The following is a 17,172-nucleotide window of genomic DNA, read 5'->3' as shown; positions in this document are numbered from 1 at the left end:
GCGATGTTTCGTGTTGGTTCTCTCTGATTCTGGATTCTGCGTAGTGCGTTCCATGCCCCAGGGTCGTGCGCGCAGGCACGGCGCGATCGGCATTCCGGCCGAAGGCGATTGGGCTGGTTGGGGTGTGTGGGCCGTTGCTGGGTAGTCCCTTTGCGTTTGGCCTACTTAGTTCCTGACCTGCCCGCGTTCCGGAAAGTTCGACTTTTTTTCGTCACTCTTCCGTTGAGCAAATGGCGGGCCGAAACCCGAGTGTAGGAGAGAAAGAGATAAAAAGGTGACCCGCTGGTCACTATTGTCACGCCGCGGAATAGACGCAAACGTTGGCGGTTGTGACCGGATGTGAATGCAGGGGCTGGAGCGGTGGATGGGGGGCAGACGGCATGCCCCAATTCCTGTCAGTCATGCACCTTTTTGGTGCGCTTGAGGGGTGCCAAGGTCATCGCCCTCCAACAGAATGGTGCATTTCGGAATCCGAGTGATTTCAGGAAGAATGAAAGTGGCTGTTTCGCGAACTTTTCAGTAACTGTCTTTATTATTTTTCTGGCTTGAATTTCTGGTGTTTCAGTGAGCGGACTCGCGCGCGCAAAAGTTTGTAAGTTGATGCTTTAGGAAATTTCCTACGAAATCGTCAATGCATGAAACCCATCGTTCCTGTCATGGCGGGGCGGTACGGTTTAAGTTGCTCTTCAGTCACAGCCTCATCCTCACTGTCGTCATCGGTCAAGTCCGCCAATGCCACGGATCTAGCCGGCTTGAACGTTGGCGACGGGCAATTTTCATTCGACGTACTCATCTTGAAGAAAGCCAGGATGTGGTTGTTTTTTCGCCGGTAAACATGATGGCGGGTAGAGCAACTCATGAAACAGTCGGACTTTCGTTTCGGATTTCAGGCGCTCGCCGGGCGCACGGAGTTCGAAGTGGTTTCATTCAAGCTGGAAGAGGCTATCAGCCAGCCATTTGTGCTGAGCCTTGAACTTGTCAGCTACGACAGTGATGTCGACTTCGGCCAGGTGCTCGACAAGCCTGCGCTATTCACCCTTTATTGCGCAGACCAGCCACTGCGTCATGTGCATGGCTTGGTCAGTGCCTTCAGCCAAGGTGAAACCGGCTTCTGTCGCACGCGCTACCACGCTGTGGTCGAGCCGCAACTGGCCCGCGCCCGCTTGCGTTCGAACTGGCGCATCTTCCAGCAGAAAACCGTGCCGCAGATTCTTGAACTGATGTTCAAGCGTCAGGGCATTGCCCGGTTTGAGCTCAATAGCAGCGCCGAGCACCAGGTGCGTGAGTTTTGTGTCCAGGCGGGGGAAACCGACCTCGACTTCATCCATCGCCTTGCCGCTGAAGAGGGCTTCGTCTACCGCTTTGCTCACTGCGCCAGGTACCACACGCTGATCGTTACCGATCGCCTGCTATCGCTTGGGCTGCTCAGCCGGGGCACGCTCAAGCCCGTAGATGATGAGGCGCTTTGGCTGGATGAAGATGATCTCGGCCCCGACAAGGTGCTGTACCACGCCAGTAGCGGTGGCGACCAGGCCCGTGCCTGCCTGCGGCGTTTGCGCTACTGCGAGCAGGTGCGTACTGCGCAGCAGGTGCAGCGCGACTACACCTTCACCAACCCGGCCTATCGCCAGGAGCACAAGGCTCAGGCCAGCGGAATCACGCACCAGTCGCTGGACTACGAGTTTTTTGATTACCCGGGCCGCTACAAGCGCGATGCGGTCGGCAAGCCCTTCACCGAAACGCGGCTGACGGCGCTGCGCCATGACGCCCGCCTGGCCGAAGTGCAGGGCGATGACGTGCGCCTGCAGCCAGGCCTGAGCTTCACCCTCGTCGGCCACCCGCGCGAAGACCTCAATGTGCACTGGCGCGTGATCAGCCTGTGCCACGAAGGTACGCAGTTCACCAGCCTGCAGGAAGAAGCCGCCGGCGCCGAACAAGGTACCCGCTATGTGAACGATGCGCTGCTGGTGCAAGGCATGGCCGAATGGCGCCCGGCACCCTTGGCCAAGCCGCGCATCGATGGCCCGCACATGGCCACCGTGGTCGGCCCGCCGGGCGAAGAGATTTTTTGCGACCAGTGGGGGCGGGTCAAGGTCAGCTTCCCCTGGGACCGTGAAAGCAGCAACAACGAATTCAGTTCCTGCTGGGTGCGGGTGTCGCAAGGCTGGGCCGGTGGCAGTTGGGGTTCGATGGCCATTCCGCGTATTGGCCAGGATGTGATTGTCCAGTACGTCAATGGCGACCCTGACCAGCCGATGATCACCGGGCGCACCTACTGCGGTGACCAGCTGCCGCCTTACGACCTGCCCGAACACAAGACCCGCATGACCATCAAGAGCCAGACCCATAAAGGCGATGGCTTCAACGAGTTGCGCTTCGAGGACGAACTGGGGCGGCAGGAAGTATTCATTCATGCCGAGCGCGACCAGAACAACGTCGTGAAACACAACGAAACCACGCTCATCGGCAATGATCGAAGCGAGCGCGTCGAGCATGACGAAGTGGTGCACATAGGTGGAAACCGCAGTGTCAAGGTCGGCGCCAGCAAGAGCGAAACGGTCGCCCTTGGCAAAGTCGAAAGCATAGGCCTGGGCAAGTCGTTGGCCGTTGGCGGGGCGTTGAGCGTGATGGTTGGCCTCGAGGCCAGCGAGCAGGTCACGCAGGACAAGCGTGTGCAGGTCGGCGGGCAACTGCGGGTCGATGCCAATGACGATGTGTCGATCACCAGCCATCACGGCCATGTGCACATCGATAGCCGAACGTCGCTGACCCTGAGTTGCGGCGGGGCCTTCATCAAGCTGGGTGATGGCCGCATCGAAATCGGTTGCCCCGAGCCTCTGCTGTTGCATGCCATCGCCCAGGTAAAGGCGCCTTCACGTTACGGTGAGCCGCCTGCACCGTCGCAGGAGGAAATCGAGTTTCGCCTGGTGCATGCCGACGGTACGCCGATTGCGGGCACGGCCTACGTGGCGACGTTGTCCGATGGCACCCAGCGCCAGGGTATGGTCGACCAGAACGGCTATGCCCGCCTGGCTGGCGTTACCCCCGGTTGCAGCGCCCAGGTGCGCTACGAGGTTGGCCAAGGCTCGCTGCAGCTGACGACCGCAATCGAGCCGGATGCTGCCTTGCAGGCATTGCTTGCCGGCTGCACCTCGGCAGGTGGCCAGTCATGAACTCCGCTGCTGACTGGCTGGATGAAGCGGTGGAAAGGGTGGCAGGCGGCTTTGGCTGGCTGCGTGACCTGGTGCTGGGCGAGTTTGCCGAGGAACGGCCACTGAGCGTGGTCATTGCCGACATGCTGCTGTCGTTGGTGCCTGGGGTGGTGATCGTGCTCAGCGCCCGTGACCTGGCCGCAGTGTGCCTGCGCTTGGGCAAGCGCTACACGGCGGATGACAGCCAGGCAACGGCGCAGCCGCCACAGTGGCAGGAGTGGGTGCTGCTGGTTGCCTGCCTGATTACCTTGATCGCGCCGATCATCGGTGCCGTGGTGGGGGCGGTGGGTACCCCCGTGGGCTCGGTGGCAGGTGCATTGGTCGGCCAGGAAGCGGCAGCGTTTCTGCGAGGTTTGTGCCTGCTGCTTATTCGTGAAAGCCAGATCATCTTGCGGACCGTGGTTGCGTTTCTTGGCAAGTTCACCCGCGGCAGCGTGGAGTTCTGGCTGCGCCAGGTCAGGTTCACGAGCTATGAAAAGGATTTGCTGGCCTATCTGAACCAATTCTTGACCAAGGTCATCGCGGCAACGGCAAAGCTTCGCAGCTACCTGGGCAACTGGCCCTTCAACCAGGCGGCCGCGCACCTGTTGGTGCGGCTGCAGGCCATGGAAGCCCAGTTCTACGCGGTGCAGGTGCATGCAGTACGGGAAATCCCACGGGCGCTGATGCAACTTGACGCCAGGCTGGCCAAGGTGCTGGAACAGGCCAGCGATCTGCCCGCGCAGGTTGCGCAGGCCGGGGTGCATGCGCCTAAGCCGGTGCCCATGGCGATGAGTGGTGGGCGGGTGACTTCCGGCATTGGCATGCGTCCGCGTTACCTCGAGCGCCCCGAAGGTGCGCTCGGCCCGCCAGTGCCCACCTCTGCAGCAGCTGCCACGCATGGCGCCAATGTGCACGTGTTCGATCATTCCACGGCGACCCGGGCGCAGAAGGGCATTTATGGGGAGGTGGTCAGTGATCAGTACATGCTCGGCAAAGGCCATGAGAACCTGCTGTCGGCCGCTCGTGGGCCTCGCAGCCTGCAAATGAAACCCACCGGGCGCGGGCTGGATGGCGTCTATCGTAATGCCCATCCACCGCCGCCGTTCATCATTACCGAGACCAAGTATCGAACGGGGGGCGCGTTTTCGCCGGGTAGTTTGCCGGTTACAAAGGGGAGTAAGGGGTTTCCGAGTGCCAGGCAGATGAGTGATGCGTGGATTGAGCCGAGACTTGACTTGAATCTTGGGAAAAAACAGGCGGAAGAAGTTGCATTCGCCGGATATGAACGCTGGTTAATGATCGTAGATGAAAGTGGTGCGGTAACGAAAATAGTCAAGCTCGACGAAAATGCTAAATTTATCGGTGAAGTGATCAAATAGGGGTGTGTAATGACTGGATTTGATCGGGTCAAGCGTGAGCCTTTTTTGCAAGAGGCAGCCTATCTCGATAGTGTTTCTTTTTGGAAGGAGAATTATGTAGAGCGCCAAGCTGAATCTTTTCTCAAGATTGAGCGTCCCGAGTATGTAAATGTCAAGATGTTGAGCTGGAGGTGGTGCTTTCAGTCTATGGAGTTACTCATTGCTCTTTATTCGGGGGGCGAGCCCGTTGAAGCGCTTGAGTTTTACGCGGATCACATGTTTTCCCAGTTTCAACGTCACAAGCAAGCTTATCCGGCTTTCAGCTTGAAGCTGTGGGAGCCTGATGCATATCAATACACACTCTGGCTTCTATCGTTTGCAGTGCTGTTCAACAAGCCCGGGCGCATCAGGCAAATCGCAGGTTTTTTGAGTGAAGCCCCAGATGACGGTGAGGACATCCTGTTGCGGCAACTGTTTTCCCGTGTGGGGGTGACGATCCCCGGGAGTACGTTGATTCATGAACGCCCCTACCATGAATTGCTCAATGCCGTAACTACTGAGAAGGATGAGCAGCAACAGGCAGTGCGTAGTTACCTGAAGCAGTGGTATCGCGGCATGCGCAACTGTTATTGGCATGACCGGCACAAGGCACGAAGCGATGCGGGTTTCTTTGGCTATTGGGCCTTTGAGGCAGGATTGGTCACTGTGTTGTGGGGCGTCGACGATACGCCTTATAGAGATCTTCCTTTCTACCCGAAGGATTTGGTAGACGATGCTCGCAAGCGTCAAGTTATCAAAAGCTTCCCTGAACAACTGCAAAGCGCGCCGTATTCGGATGCGCTTGCCAGGTCGGGCGAAATTTGCCCGCGCACCGGCGTGTGGGTATGTGATGAATGGGCGGTGGGGCCCCAGACATTCATGCAAGGCGTAGAGATGCCGAGCGAAAATGGGCGCTCTCTGGTTTGGCGCTTGGTGAAAGGCTTATAGCGTGTGGGGGGCGATGGGCCAATTCGACAGCATCAAGCGCGACCCGTGGATGGACGAGCAGCGTTACCTGGCCTCGATCTGTGAAAAAGAGCGGGAGTTCGCCAACGAGATCTATAGGTGATGTAATTCAGTAGGGTCTGAAAATGAAAAAATTTGATGAAATCAAACGTGAGCCTTTGCTGCAGGAGGCAGCCTATCTCGACTCTGTTGATTTTTGGAAGAAATACTATGTGGAGCTAAAGGCTGAAGATTTCCTGGTGTTGGAACGCCCAGATTACGTAAATGTGGAAGGGTTGAGTTGGGATTGGTGCTTTGAATCTCTGGAGTTGCTGGTAGCACTTTATTCGGGGGGAGAGCCCGTTGAAGCGCTTGAGTTTTACGCGGATCACATGTTTTCCCAGTTTCAACGTCACAAGCAAGCTTATCCGGCTTTCAGCTTGAAGCTGTGGGAGCCTGATGCATATCAATACACACTCTGGCTTCTATCGTTTGCAGTGCTGTTCAACAAGCCCGGGCGCATCAGGCAAATCGCAGGTTTTTTGAGTGAAGCCCCAGATGACGGTGAGGACATCCTGTTGCGGCAACTGTTTTCCCGTGTGGGGGTGACGATCCCCGGGAGTACGTTGATTCATGAACGCCCCTACCATGAATTGCTCAATGCCGTAACTACTGAGAAGGATGAGCAGCAACAGGCAGTGCGTAGTTACCTGAAGCAGTGGTATCGCGGCATGCGCAACTGTTATTGGCATGACCGGCACAAGGCACGAAGCGATGCGGGTTTCTTTGGCTATTGGGCCTTTGAGGCAGGATTGGTCACTGTGTTGTGGGGCGTCGACGATACGCCCTATAGAGATCTTCCTTTCTACCCGAAGGATTTGGTAGACGATGCTCGCAAGCGTCAAGTTATAAAAAGCTTCCCTGAACAACTGCAAAGCGCGCCGTATTCGGATGCGCTTGCCAGGTCGGGCGAAATTTGCCCGCGCACCGGCGTGTGGGTATGTGATGAATGGGCGGTGGGGCCTCAGACATTCATGCAAGGCGTAGAGATGCCGAGCGAAAATGGGCGCTCTCTGGTTTGGCGCTTGGTGAAAGGCTTATAGCGTGCAGGAGGGCCAATGGGCCAGTTCGACAGCATCAAGCGCGACCCGTGGATGGTCGAGCAGCATTACCTGGCTTCGACGCGTGAAAAAGAGCAGGAATTCGCCGACCCTGACGCCCAGGCATTGCTGATCGGGACAGCCGAGCACAGGCATCACTACCGTGGCCTTAGCCGCGACTGGGCACACATGGCACTGGAGCTGGCAGTGCAGCGGTATTCCGGTGGCGAGCCGATGGAGCTGGTGGAGGCCTATGCAGACTATGCGTTTGCCCAGTTCGCCCGGCATTTTTCGGCGTACCCGGCAACCAGCGAGCAGTTGCGCCCCTGGGTGTCGGATGAATACCGGCTTGCCTTGTGGCTGCTGTCGCTGGCGGTGCTGTGCGGTTACCCCGAGCGTGTCGACCAGGTACTGGGCTGGCTGAACCAGGACGACGAGCGCAGCCCCGACCTGCTGCTGCATCGCCTGTTCCAGCGGCTGGGCAAGGCCTACCCAGGCACCTCATTGCTTCACCCCGAACCTTACGGCGCCTTGTTGGAGAGCCTCGACCTGAAAGGCCCCGCGCAGCATGACGCGCTCATGCACTATCTCGGGCAGTGGTACGCCAATGCGCACGGTTGCTACTGGCACGAGCGCCACACCCGGGCACGGAGTGACCACTTGGGTTATTGGGCCTTCGAGGCGGCACTGGTGGCGTTTTTATGGTCTGTGCAGGGTGATGCCCTGGAAAGCGCTCCCCACTTTTACCCGCAGGCGCTCGTCGAAAGGGCGCATTACCGACGCCTGGGCAAGCAGTTCCGCGACCCGGAAACCGCCAGGCGCGAGGATGCCCCAGGCTGGCCTTCCGGCACGCCTTGCCCATGGCCCGGGTACTACGACTGCGTCGAGCGCATGGTGGGCGAGCAGGTGTTCATGCACCAGGTACCATTCCCTGAGATCGATGGCCAGGTCGTGCACTGGCGGCTGTCGAGAACATTCTGATTGGCGCTGCCGGCATGCGTGCCTGGCGCCTCACATGATTCGGGAGTGGCAACAATGCCTGCCATCGTTCTGCTGGGTCACCCTCACCACTGCCCATTGTGCGGCCCGACCAACATCAGCAGCGGCTCCAGTCTGTTCTTCGTCAACGGCAGGGCAGCCGCCAGGGTTGGCGACAGGCTCGGGTGTGGGGCGGTGATTACCAGCGGCTCGGCACTGATGATGGATGATGGGCAGCCGCTTGCCAGGGTCGGCGATGCCACCAGTCATGGCGGTACTTTGGAAAATGGCGATAATAGCTGGCTGCTCGATTAAGCGATGTGGGAGCAGTTCGGCTCCCACAGGGGAGGGGCAAACTCAGAGGGTAACGGCTTTGCCGTCTGTGCGCGCCTGCGCCAGCAGCAGGTTCAGTTGAGCGACCTGCTGGCGCAGCTGGTCACGTTCGTCCTTCAGTTTACGCAGCTCATCACGGCGCACGGAGACATAGAGGGTCTGGGTTGGGGTTGCAGGCATCAAGGTACCCATGAGCACACCTCGCGGTTTTGGCTGGTGACAAGTTAAAGCGTAGACGCTTCACGCGGGCGCATTCTGAATTCTTTTGCAAGTCTTGGGAACTTTTTTGTTTATCGTGGTCTCGCCGTTCGTCGCCGAACCCTCGAGCGGTTCGCTGGACTAAGCTGAAAAGCTAATTTGTGTTGTCATTTATTTCGAAAGGGGAGCATCGGCTCATGCAACTGGGAATCATCGGGCTGGGCCGCATGGGCGGCAATATCGCAAGGCGCCTGATGCGCGCCGGCCACCGCACCGTGGTACACGATCGCAACCGTGAGGCCATCGTTGGCCTGGAGGGCGAGGGTGCCCAGGGTGCGCACGACCTCGGCGCACTGGTGCAGAAGCTGAAAGCACCGCGCGCGGTGTGGGTCATGCTGCCCGCTGGCGAGCCCACCGAGCAGACCATCGCCCAACTGGCCGAACTGCTGGAGCCGGGCGATGCGATCATCGACGGCGGCAATACCTTCTACAAGGACGACGTGCGCCGCGCCGCCGAGCTGGCCAAGCGCGGGCTGCATTACCTGGATGTCGGCACCTCGGGCGGTGTGTGGGGCCTGGACCGTGGCTACTGCATGATGATCGGTGGCGAAAAGGACGTGTTCGAGCGCCTGGAGCCTCTGTTCAAGGCGCTGGCCCCGGGCGTGGGTGACATCCCGCGTACCCATGGCCGCAGCGGCGAGCACCAGCGTGCCGAACACGGCTACATCCACGCCGGCCCACCCGGTGCCGGGCACTACGTGAAAATGGTGCACAACGGCATCGAATACGGCCTGATGCAGGCCTATGCCGAAGGTTTCGACCTGCTGCGCAGCAAGGGCGGCAACGAACTGCCGGAAGACCAGCGTTTCGACCTGAACGTGGCCGAAATCGCCGAAGTGTGGCGGCGTGGCAGCGTGGTCACCTCGTGGCTGCTCGACCTCACCGCCGATGCGCTGGTGGCCGACCCGCAGCTGTCGCAGTTCAGTGGCTCGGTGTCCGACAGTGGTGAAGGCCGCTGGACCATCGACGCCGCCGTCGAGCAGGCAGTGCCGGTACCGGTGCTGTCCAGCGCGCTGTTCGCCCGCTTCCGCTCGCGCCAGCAGCAAGGCACCTATGGTGACAAGATTCTCTCGGCCATGCGCCTGGGCTTCGGTGGCCACGTCGAGAAAAAAGCCGAATGACCAAACAGAGCATTCCGGCCGCTCCGCCATGTACTCTGTTCCTGTTCGGCGCCAATGGTGACCTGGTCAAGCGCCTGCTGATGCCGGCGCTTTACAACCTCAGCCGTGACGGTCTGCTGGACCGTAACCTGCGTATCGTCGGTGTCGACCACAACCCGGCCACTGCCGAGGAATTTGCCGGGCGCCTGCATGCGTTCATGGTCGAGCGTGACAAAGGTGGCGAGGGCACGGCCAAGTGCCTGGATGAGAAGCTCTGGGCACGCCTGGCCAAGCGCCTGGATTACCAGACCGGCGATTTCCTCGACCCGGCCACCTACCAGGCCCTCGCCAGGCGCATCGACACAACCCGCCACGGCAACGCCATCTTCTACCTGGCGACCTCGCCGCGCTTCTTCCCCGAAGTGGCGCAGCGCCTGGGGCAGGCCGGGCTGCTCGACGAATCGGCCGGCGGCTTTCGCCGCGTCGTGGTGGAAAAGCCCTTTGGCACCGACCTGGCCAGCGCCGAGGCGCTCAACGCCTGCCTGCTGAAGGTGATGGGCGAGCGGCAGATCTACCGCATCGACCATTACCTGGGCAAAGAGACGGTGCAGAACATCCTGGTCAGCCGGTTCTCCAACGGCTTGTTCGAATCGTTCTGGAACAACCACTACATCGACCATGTGCAGATCACCGCCGCGGAAACCGTCGGCGTCGAGACCCGTGGTGCGTTCTACGACAGCACCGGGGCGCTGCGCGACATGGTGCCCAACCACCTGTTCCAGTTGCTGGCGATGGTGGCCATGGAACCCCCGGCCGCGTTCGCCGCCGATGCCGTGCGCAGCGAAAAGGCCAAGGTGGTCGGCGCCATCCGCCCATGGTCGGCGAAGATGGCCCTGAAAAACTCCGTGCGTGGCCAGTACAGCGCCGGCAAGCAGGGGCGCAAGCAGTTGCCCGGCTACCGCCACGAGGTCAATGTCGCGGCGGATAGCCAGACCGAGACCTATGTGGCGCTGAAGGTGATGATCGACAACTGGCGCTGGGCTGGCGTGCCGTTCTACCTGCGCACTGGCAAGCGCATGAGCGTGCGTGATACCGAAATCGCCATCTGCTTCAAGCCGGCGCCTTATGCGCAGTTCCGCGAGTCGGAGCTGGAGCGGCCCAAGCCCAATTACCTGAAGATCCAGATCCAGCCCAACGAAGGCATGTGGTTCGACCTGCAGGCCAAACGCCCCGGGCCGGAGCTGGTGATGGAGAACGTCGAGCTGGGCTTTGCCTACAAGGACTTCTTCAAGATGACCCCGGCGACCGGCTACGAGACGCTGATCTACGACTGCCTGACCGGTGACCAGACCCTGTTCCAGCGGGCTGACAACATCGAGAACGGCTGGCGCGCGGTGCAGCCGTTCCTCGATGCCTGGGCCCAGGGCGGCGAGGTGCACGAATACCCGGCCGGTGAAGACGGGCCCGAGGCCGGCAATGAATTGCTGGCGCGGGACAAGCGCGAGTGGCATCGCTTGGGGTGAGTTTTTTGTAGAGCCTGTGCCGGCCCTTTCGCGGGCCCGCCCGCTCCCACAGGTATTGCACCGCCTTCACGGGCTGTGGTGCACCTGTGGGAGCGGGCATGCCCGCGAAGAGGCCGTCACAGGCAACCACATAAAGGAGCCCCAATGCCTGCCCACATCGAAGACTATGCCCTGCTGGGCAACTGCCGCAGCGCCGCCCTGGTCAGCCGCGATGGCTCGCTCGACTGGCTGTGCCTGCCACGCTTCGACGCCCCCGCGGTATTCGCCGCACTGCTGGGCAACGAGGAAAACGGCCGCTGGCGCCTGGCCCCCTGCGACCCGGTCGAACACAGCAGCCGCCAATACCTGGACGACACCCTGGTGCTGGAAACCACCTGGGTCACCGCCACCGGCCGCGCCCGTGTGCTCGACTTCATGCCGCTGGGCGAGGCCAACGCGCTGGTGCGCATCGTCGAGGGCCTCGCTGGCGAAACCAACTTCGAAATGGACCTGGTCATGCGCTTCGACTACGGCCGCAGCGTGCCCTGGGTGGAACGGCTCGACCCGCTGACCCTCAGCGCCGTCGCCGGCCCCGACCGGCTGATCCTGTGCAGCACCGTCCCCCCGCATGCCCGTGACCAGCACACCGTCGCGCGCTTTCGCGTTGGCGCGGGCGAACGCCAGGTGTTCAGCCTGCGCCACCAGCCCTCGCACCTGCCGGTGCAGCCCGGCTGTGATATCGACGAAGCGCTGACGCAGACCATCGACCAATGGCAGGCCTTCGCCGCCCGCTGCCCACAGGTGGGCCCATATTCCACCCTGGTGCGCCGCTCGCTGCTGACCCTCAAGGCCATGACCTACGCGCCCACCGGCGGCATCGTTGCCGCCGTCACCACCTCACTGCCCGAGCGCATCGGCCACGAGCGCAACTGGGACTACCGCTTCTGTTGGCTGCGCGACGCGACCATGACCCTGCTGGCCTTCATGAACCTCGGCTACTTCGACGAAGCCCAGGCCTGGCGCGAGTGGCTGTTGCGCTCGGTGGCCGGCAACCCCGAGCAGATGCAGATCATGTACGGCCTGGCCGGCGAACGTGACCTGCAGGAATACACCTTACCGTGGCTGGCCGGTTACGAACACTCGCAACCGGTGCGGGTGGGCAATGCAGCGTCAGCGCAGATGCAGCTGGACATCTACGGCGAACTTGCCGATGCCATGACCCAGGCAATCAAGGGCGGCTTGCCCCGCCACCCGCGCAGCGCCGCCATCGCCCGCTCGATCCTGCCTTACGTAGAGCGCATCTGGCGCCAGCCGGACGAGGGCATCTGGGAAGTGCGCGGCGGTCGGCAGCAGTTCGTGCACTCCAAGGTCATGGCCTGGGTGGCCTTCGACCGTGCCGCGGGGCTGGCCGACACCACCGAGGAAGGCCGCGAGCGCGGGCGGCATTACCGCCAGGTGGCTGACGAGATTCGTCGTGAAGTGTGCGCGCAGGGCCTGGACCCCAGCGGCCGCTTTTTCGTCCAGGCCTATGGCTCGACCGAGATGGATGCCAGTTTGTTGCACATCGCCCTGACCGGCTTCCTGCCGGCGGATGACCCACGCTTCTTGCGCACGCTCGAACAGGTCGAGCAGCGCCTGCTGAAAAACGGCCTGCTGCTGCGCTATGACAGTGACCGCTGCAGCGACGGCCTGACACCCGGGGAGGGCACCTTCCTGGTGTGTTCGTTCTGGCTGGCCGATGTGTATGTATTGCTGGGCCGCCAGGCACAAGCGCAGGCACTGTACGAACGCCTGACCGGCCTGTGCAACGACCTTGGCCTGCTGGCCGAACAGTACGACCCGGCGGGCCAGCGCATGCTCGGCAACTTCCCCCAGGCGTTCAGCCATATCGGCATCATCAACACCGCACTGAACCTGCACCGCGCACAGTGCCCGGTGCGTGATCGGGCGAGTTGTGGATAGAGTCGCATCCTTCGGTAATTAATGTGTGACGCATTGCGTCACACATGATACTTTGCTTCGTGTGATGCATGGGGTCACACTTGGCTCGTCTCCCAAATGGACACGGCGAGCTACCCATGATCATCAGTTTTCGACACAAGGGACTGCGAATTTTTCATGAAACGGGCAACACCCGAGGGATCCAGGTCTCTCACGCAAAGCGCTTGAAGCGGCAACTCCAGTTTCTTGATTGCGCCATGTCTGCGCAAGATTTGAGCGTTCCAGGCTGGCAGTTGCATCCGCTCAAAGGGGAGTTATCGGACTTCTGGTCAGTCAGTGTCTCTGGTAACTGGCGGCTGATCTTTCGCTTCGTGGGTTCGGATGTCGAACTGGTCGATTACCTTGATTACCACTGAATAGGAGAGCTGAGCATGCCTTTGCACAATCCGCCACATCCAGGCGAAACCTTGCGTGAAGATGTTCTGCCCGCGTTAGGTCTGACGGTGAAAGCCTTCGCATCGCATCTTGGGTTCTCTCGAGAAGCGCTTTCGCGGGTATTGCATGGTCGCGCGGCGATGTCTCCAGACTTGGCAATACGCCTGGAGATGGCTGGAATCAGCACCGCCCGGTTGTGGTTGGCCATTCAGGCTGATTACGATATCTGGCAGGCGCGTCACCGACAGCAACCTGTGATTACCCGGTTGTTTCAGGCCGCCTGATGTAAAAGTGTGAAACGACCGGGGTAGACTAGGGCAAACCCCTTCGGCACGGAGCACACATGGGCATTCGCGGTACTGATCGGCAGATCGACAACATCGAGTTCAATTTCATCTACCCAGACGGTTATGAGCTTGCGGTGTGGACGGCCCAAGCCTGATGGCCAACCACAAGATCGAAATCCGCCGGCGCAATATCGAGAAGATCCTGCAGGCGGCGGAAAAGGTGTTCGCCGAGAAGGGCTACGGCGCCACCTCGATGGGTGATATCGCCGAGCACGCCGAGTTGCCGCGTTCCAACCTGCATTATTACTTCAGCACCAAGGACGACCTGTTCCGCGCGGTGCTGCAGGACCTGCTGGATGTGTGGAAGCAGGACGCGCTGTGCTTCGAGAACTTCGACGACCCGCGCGTGGTGCTGACCAGTTACATCCGGGCGAAGATGGGCCACTCGCGCTCGCGACCGCTGGGCTCGAAGATCTGGGCCGAAGAGATGCTGCATGGGGCGCCGGTGCTGGGAGTGAACCTGGATGAAAGCCTGGTGCCCTGGGCCAAGCTGAAGGAAGCCAAGATCCGCCGCTGGGTGGAGGAGGGGCGCATCCTGCCGGTGGAACCGTCGGCGCTTTTGTACATGATCTGGGCCTCGACCCAGCACTATGCCGACTTTGGTTACCAGGTGACGTTGCTCAATGGCGGGGAGGCGTTGTCGGACATGGCCTTTGAAAATGCCGTGCAGACGGTGACCAGCGTGATCTTGCGGGGGATCGGGCTGGAGCCTTGAACCGAGAGCCAGGCTGACGCGGCTTTTGTAGGAGCGGCCTTGTGTCGCGATCGGGCCGCAAGGCGGCCCCCGGTTTTCTGCATCAAAGCGCAAATTGCCGGGGCCGCTTTGCGGCCCGATCGGACACAAGGCCGCTCCTACACGAACCGCACCAGATGGGCCGGGCAGCAATCTGCCTCAACTGGCCTCGCGGTAGGGATTACGCGGGTCCTGCGTCCAGTTCAGGTACGGCTTGCCGGTATCCTGAGCCACCATCTCGATGCAGTTCTCCACCGGGCAGGTGATCTGGCACAGGTTGCAGCCCACGCATTCCTCCTCGATCACGCTGTAGGCATGCGTGCCATCTGCCTTCAGCGTACTGGCAATCGCCTGGTGCGAAGTATCCTCGCAGGCAATGTGGCAGCGCCCGCAGCCAATGCATGCTTGCTGGTCGATGTGCGCCACCGACTTGTAGTTCATGTCCAGGTACTTCCAGTCGGTGGTATGCCCCACCGCCTGGCCGCGGAACGCCTCGATGTTGCGGTGCCCGTGCTGGTCCATCCAGCGCGCCAGGCCGTCCTTCATGTCCTCGACGATGCGGAAGCCGTGCAGCATCGCTGCCGTGCACACTTGCACGGCGCCACTGCCCAGGGCCATGAACTCGGCTGCGTCACGCCAGCTGCCGATGCCGCCAATGCCGCAGATCGGCAAGCCGCGCGTTTGCGGGTCGCGGGCGATTTCCGCCACCATGTTCAGGGCAATCGGTTTCACCGCCGAACCGCAGTAGCCGCCATGGGTGCTCTGGTCGCCGACGATGGGGTGGGCGACCATGCGGTCGAGGTCGACGCTGGTGATCGAGTTGATGGTATTGATCAACGACACTGCATCGGCCCCACCACGGTGCGCGGCGCGCGCCGACTGGCGGATGTCGGTGATGTTCGGCGTGAGTTTGACGATCACCGGCAGCGAGCAGTACGTCTTGCACCAGCGGGTGACCATTTCCACGTACTCCGGCACCTGGCCGACCGCAGCACCCATGCCGCGCTCCGGCATGCCGTGCGGGCAGCCGAAGTTCAGTTCGATGCCATCGGCCCCGGTGGCTTCCACCAGCGGCAGGATGAACTTCCACGAGTCTTCCACGCACGGCACCATCAGCGACACGATCAGCGCGCGGTCGGGCCAGTCCTTCTTCACCTGGGTAATTTCGCGCAGGTTGATGTCCAGCGAGCGGTCGGTGATCAGCTCGATGTTGTTGATGCCCTGCACCTGGCGGTTGGGGCCGTAATGCGCCGAGTAGCGCGACGACACGTTGACTGCCGCCGGGTCTTCGCCCAGGGTTTTCCACACTACGCCACCCCAGCCGGCCTCGAAGGCGCGGACCACGTTGTAGGCCTTGTCGGTTGGCGGTGCGGAGGCCAGCCAGAAGGGGTTGGGTGCCTTGATGCCGGCAAATTCGATGGACAGGTCGGCCATTTACGCAGCCTCCACGTTGAGCATGAGTTGGGCATGGATGGCTTCGGCGGCCAGCTTGCCGTGTTGCACCGCCTGGACGGTAAGGTCCTGGCCCAGGGCGGTGCAGTCGCCGCCGGCATATACGCCCGGCAGGCTGGTTTGCATCCTTTCGTCGACGCGGATGCGCTCGCCGTCGCGAGCCAGTTGTGCGGCCACCGGGTCGCCGAGGCTGGCGTCGTCGAAGCGTTGGCCGATGGCCTTGAAGATGGCATCGGCGGCCAGTTCGAAGGTTTCGCCGGTGTCGCGCAGGCGGCCGTCTGCCAGCTCGGTGCGGGCAAAGCGCATGCCGCGCACCTGGCCGCTGTCGTCCAGCAGCACGGCATCGGGGCGGGCCCAGGTATGCAGGCGCACCTGGTTGGCCTTGGCGATGTCCTGCTCGTGGCCGGTGGCACCCATGTCGGCATGGCCACGGCGGTACACCAGGTTGACGTCACGGGCACCCAGGCGGCTCATCTGCACGGCCATGTCGATGGCGGTGTTGCCGGCGCCGATTACCAGGCAGCGGTCGGCCAGGGGCAGCAGGCTCAGGTCGCCGACCTGGCGCAGTTCGCGGATGTATGCGGTGGCGGCGAGCAGGCCGGGGGCCTCTTCATCCGGCAGGCCGAGCTGGCGCACGGCATTCAGGCCCAGGCCGAGGAACACTGCGTCGTACTGATCGCGCAGTTCGCCCAGGCCGAGGTTGCTGCCCAGGCGCTGGCCATGGCGGATCTCGATGCCGCCTATGCCGAGCAGGAATTCCACTTCACGCTGGGCGTAGTCGTCCACCAGCTTGTAGCGGGCGATGCCGTACTCGTTGAGGCCACCGGCCTTGTCGCTGGCCTCGAACACCACCACATCATGCCCGTGCATGGCCAGGCGGTGGGCGCACGACAGCCCGGCGGGGCCGGCACCCACTACGGCGATGCGCTTGCCAGTGGCCGGCGAACGCTGGAACGGGTGCTCGGTGAACTGGGCGTTGTCCAGGGCATAGCGCTGCAGCTGGCCGATCAGCACCGGTGCGCATTCCTGCGCGTTGTTGCGCACGCAGGCTTGCTGGCAAAGGATTTCGGTGGGGCAGACGCGGGCGCAACTGCCGCCGAGGATGTTGGCCGAGAGGATGCGCTCGGCGGCGCCTTGCAGGTTTTCGTCGCTGATGCGGTGGATGAACGACGGGATGTCGATGTCGCTGGGGCAAGCGTTGACGCAGGGGGCGTCATAGCAATACAGGCAGCGTGCGCTTTCGACGGCAGCCTGGCGGGCGGTGAGGGGTGGGGCCAGGTCGCTGAAGCGCTCGGCCAGCTGGTCGGCGCCGGCCCGGGGGCGCGGCAAGTGGTTCAGGGCGTCGATCACGGTTGTAGCCTCTCTATTTTTATGGATGCAGGCGACAAGCATTGCGGTGGTTTCTGGGGCCGCTGCGCGCGCCATCGCGACACAAGGCCGCTCCTACAAGGAACCGC

General features: G+C 61.7%; 15 protein-coding genes. 12 read left to right on the top strand and 3 right to left on the bottom strand.

The genetic code is table 11. The features are described from left to right. The first annotated feature begins 857 nt into the window (after window positions 1–857). The 6 genes from C163_RS16630 to C163_RS26620 all read left to right on the top strand — a co-directional run bounded on the left by C163_RS16630 (window position 858) and on the right by C163_RS26620 (window position 7,929). The gene (locus C163_RS16630) at window positions 858–3,173 is read left to right on the top strand and encodes a type VI secretion system Vgr family protein (protein WP_025339808.1); all 2,316 of its coding nucleotides are present in this window, start codon (window positions 858–860) and stop codon (window positions 3,171–3,173) included. Then, complete coding sequence (locus C163_RS16625; protein WP_025339807.1) at window positions 3,170–4,573, top strand: hypothetical protein; 1,404 nt, start codon at window positions 3,170–3,172, stop codon at window positions 4,571–4,573. Before C163_RS16630 ends, C163_RS16625 begins: the two co-directional genes overlap by 4 nt. Before the next feature lie 9 nt (window positions 4,574–4,582). Continuing rightward, window positions 4,583–5,539, top strand: a complete 957-nt coding sequence (locus C163_RS16620; RefSeq protein WP_025339806.1) for a PoNi-like cognate immunity protein — start codon at window positions 4,583–4,585, stop codon at window positions 5,537–5,539. Window positions 5,540–5,682: 143 nt separating this feature from the next. Then, entirely contained in the window at window positions 5,683–6,639 is a 957-nt protein-coding gene (locus C163_RS16615) for a PoNi-like cognate immunity protein (RefSeq protein WP_025339805.1), read from the top strand. 15 nt (window positions 6,640–6,654) lie between these two features. Then, window positions 6,655–7,617 carry a PoNi-like cognate immunity protein gene (locus C163_RS16610; RefSeq protein ID WP_025339804.1) on the top strand — a complete coding sequence of 321 codons (963 nt, stop codon included), beginning with the start codon at window positions 6,655–6,657 and terminating at the stop codon, window positions 7,615–7,617. Window positions 7,618–7,671: 54 nt separating this feature from the next. Continuing rightward, the gene (locus C163_RS26620) at window positions 7,672–7,929 is read left to right on the top strand and encodes a PAAR domain-containing protein (RefSeq protein ID WP_025339803.1); all 258 of its coding nucleotides are present in this window, start codon (window positions 7,672–7,674) and stop codon (window positions 7,927–7,929) included. A 42-nt stretch (window positions 7,930–7,971) separates the two neighbouring features. Here C163_RS26620 and C163_RS27350 read toward each other — a convergent pair whose 3' ends face one another. Then, window positions 7,972–8,139, bottom strand: coding sequence for a DUF6026 family protein (locus tag C163_RS27350; RefSeq protein ID WP_003258397.1), 168 nt, complete (start codon window positions 8,137–8,139; stop codon window positions 7,972–7,974). Window positions 8,140–8,342: 203 nt separating this feature from the next. Here C163_RS27350 and gnd point away from each other — a divergent pair, with 203 nt between their 5' ends. From gnd to C163_RS16580, 6 genes are all read left to right on the top strand, one after another. After that, complete coding sequence (gene gnd / locus C163_RS16605; RefSeq protein WP_025339802.1) at window positions 8,343–9,326, top strand: phosphogluconate dehydrogenase (NAD(+)-dependent, decarboxylating); 984 nt, start codon at window positions 8,343–8,345, stop codon at window positions 9,324–9,326. Continuing rightward, window positions 9,323–10,828 (top strand): glucose-6-phosphate dehydrogenase, encoded by a 1,506-nt coding sequence (gene zwf, locus C163_RS16600; protein WP_025339801.1) that lies wholly within the window; start codon window positions 9,323–9,325, stop codon window positions 10,826–10,828. Before gnd ends, zwf begins: the two co-directional genes overlap by 4 nt. 144 nt (window positions 10,829–10,972) lie before the next feature. Continuing rightward, the gene (locus C163_RS16595; protein ID WP_025339800.1) at window positions 10,973–12,769 is read left to right on the top strand and encodes a glycoside hydrolase family 15 protein; all 1,797 of its coding nucleotides are present in this window, start codon (window positions 10,973–10,975) and stop codon (window positions 12,767–12,769) included. Window positions 12,770–12,885: 116 nt separating this feature from the next. Next, window positions 12,886–13,164, top strand: coding sequence for a type II toxin-antitoxin system RelE/ParE family toxin (locus C163_RS16590; RefSeq protein WP_025339799.1), 279 nt, complete (start codon window positions 12,886–12,888; stop codon window positions 13,162–13,164). 15 nt (window positions 13,165–13,179) lie between these two features. Then, window positions 13,180–13,467 carry a HigA family addiction module antitoxin gene (locus tag C163_RS16585; protein WP_025339798.1) on the top strand — a complete coding sequence of 96 codons (288 nt, stop codon included), beginning with the start codon at window positions 13,180–13,182 and terminating at the stop codon, window positions 13,465–13,467. 157 nt (window positions 13,468–13,624) lie between these two features. After that, a complete protein-coding gene (locus C163_RS16580) occupies window positions 13,625–14,245 on the top strand; it encodes a TetR/AcrR family transcriptional regulator (RefSeq protein WP_025339797.1) in 621 nt (206 codons plus the stop codon). Between the two features lie 177 nt (window positions 14,246–14,422). On the opposite strand, the gene preA is transcribed toward C163_RS16580, so the two are convergent. Together preA and C163_RS16570 are read right to left on the bottom strand one after the other, a co-directional pair. Further along, on the bottom strand, window positions 14,423–15,697 hold the full coding sequence (gene preA / locus C163_RS16575) for an NAD-dependent dihydropyrimidine dehydrogenase subunit PreA (protein ID WP_025339796.1): 1,275 nt from the start codon (window positions 15,695–15,697) through the stop codon (window positions 14,423–14,425). Next, window positions 15,698–17,065: an NAD(P)-dependent oxidoreductase gene (locus tag C163_RS16570; RefSeq protein WP_025339795.1), complete on the bottom strand. Its 1,368-nt coding sequence runs from the start codon at window positions 17,063–17,065 to the stop codon at window positions 15,698–15,700. It lies immediately after the preceding gene. Window positions 17,066–17,172 lie beyond the last annotated feature (107 nt).

The sequence above is a fragment of the Pseudomonas sp. FGI182 genome, assembly GCF_000511325.1.
In the GTDB taxonomy this organism is placed as follows: domain Bacteria; phylum Pseudomonadota; class Gammaproteobacteria; order Pseudomonadales; family Pseudomonadaceae; genus Aquipseudomonas; species Aquipseudomonas putida_Z.
Note: the sequence above shows the minus strand (reverse complement) of the source record. Positions and strands in the feature narration are given on the sequence as shown.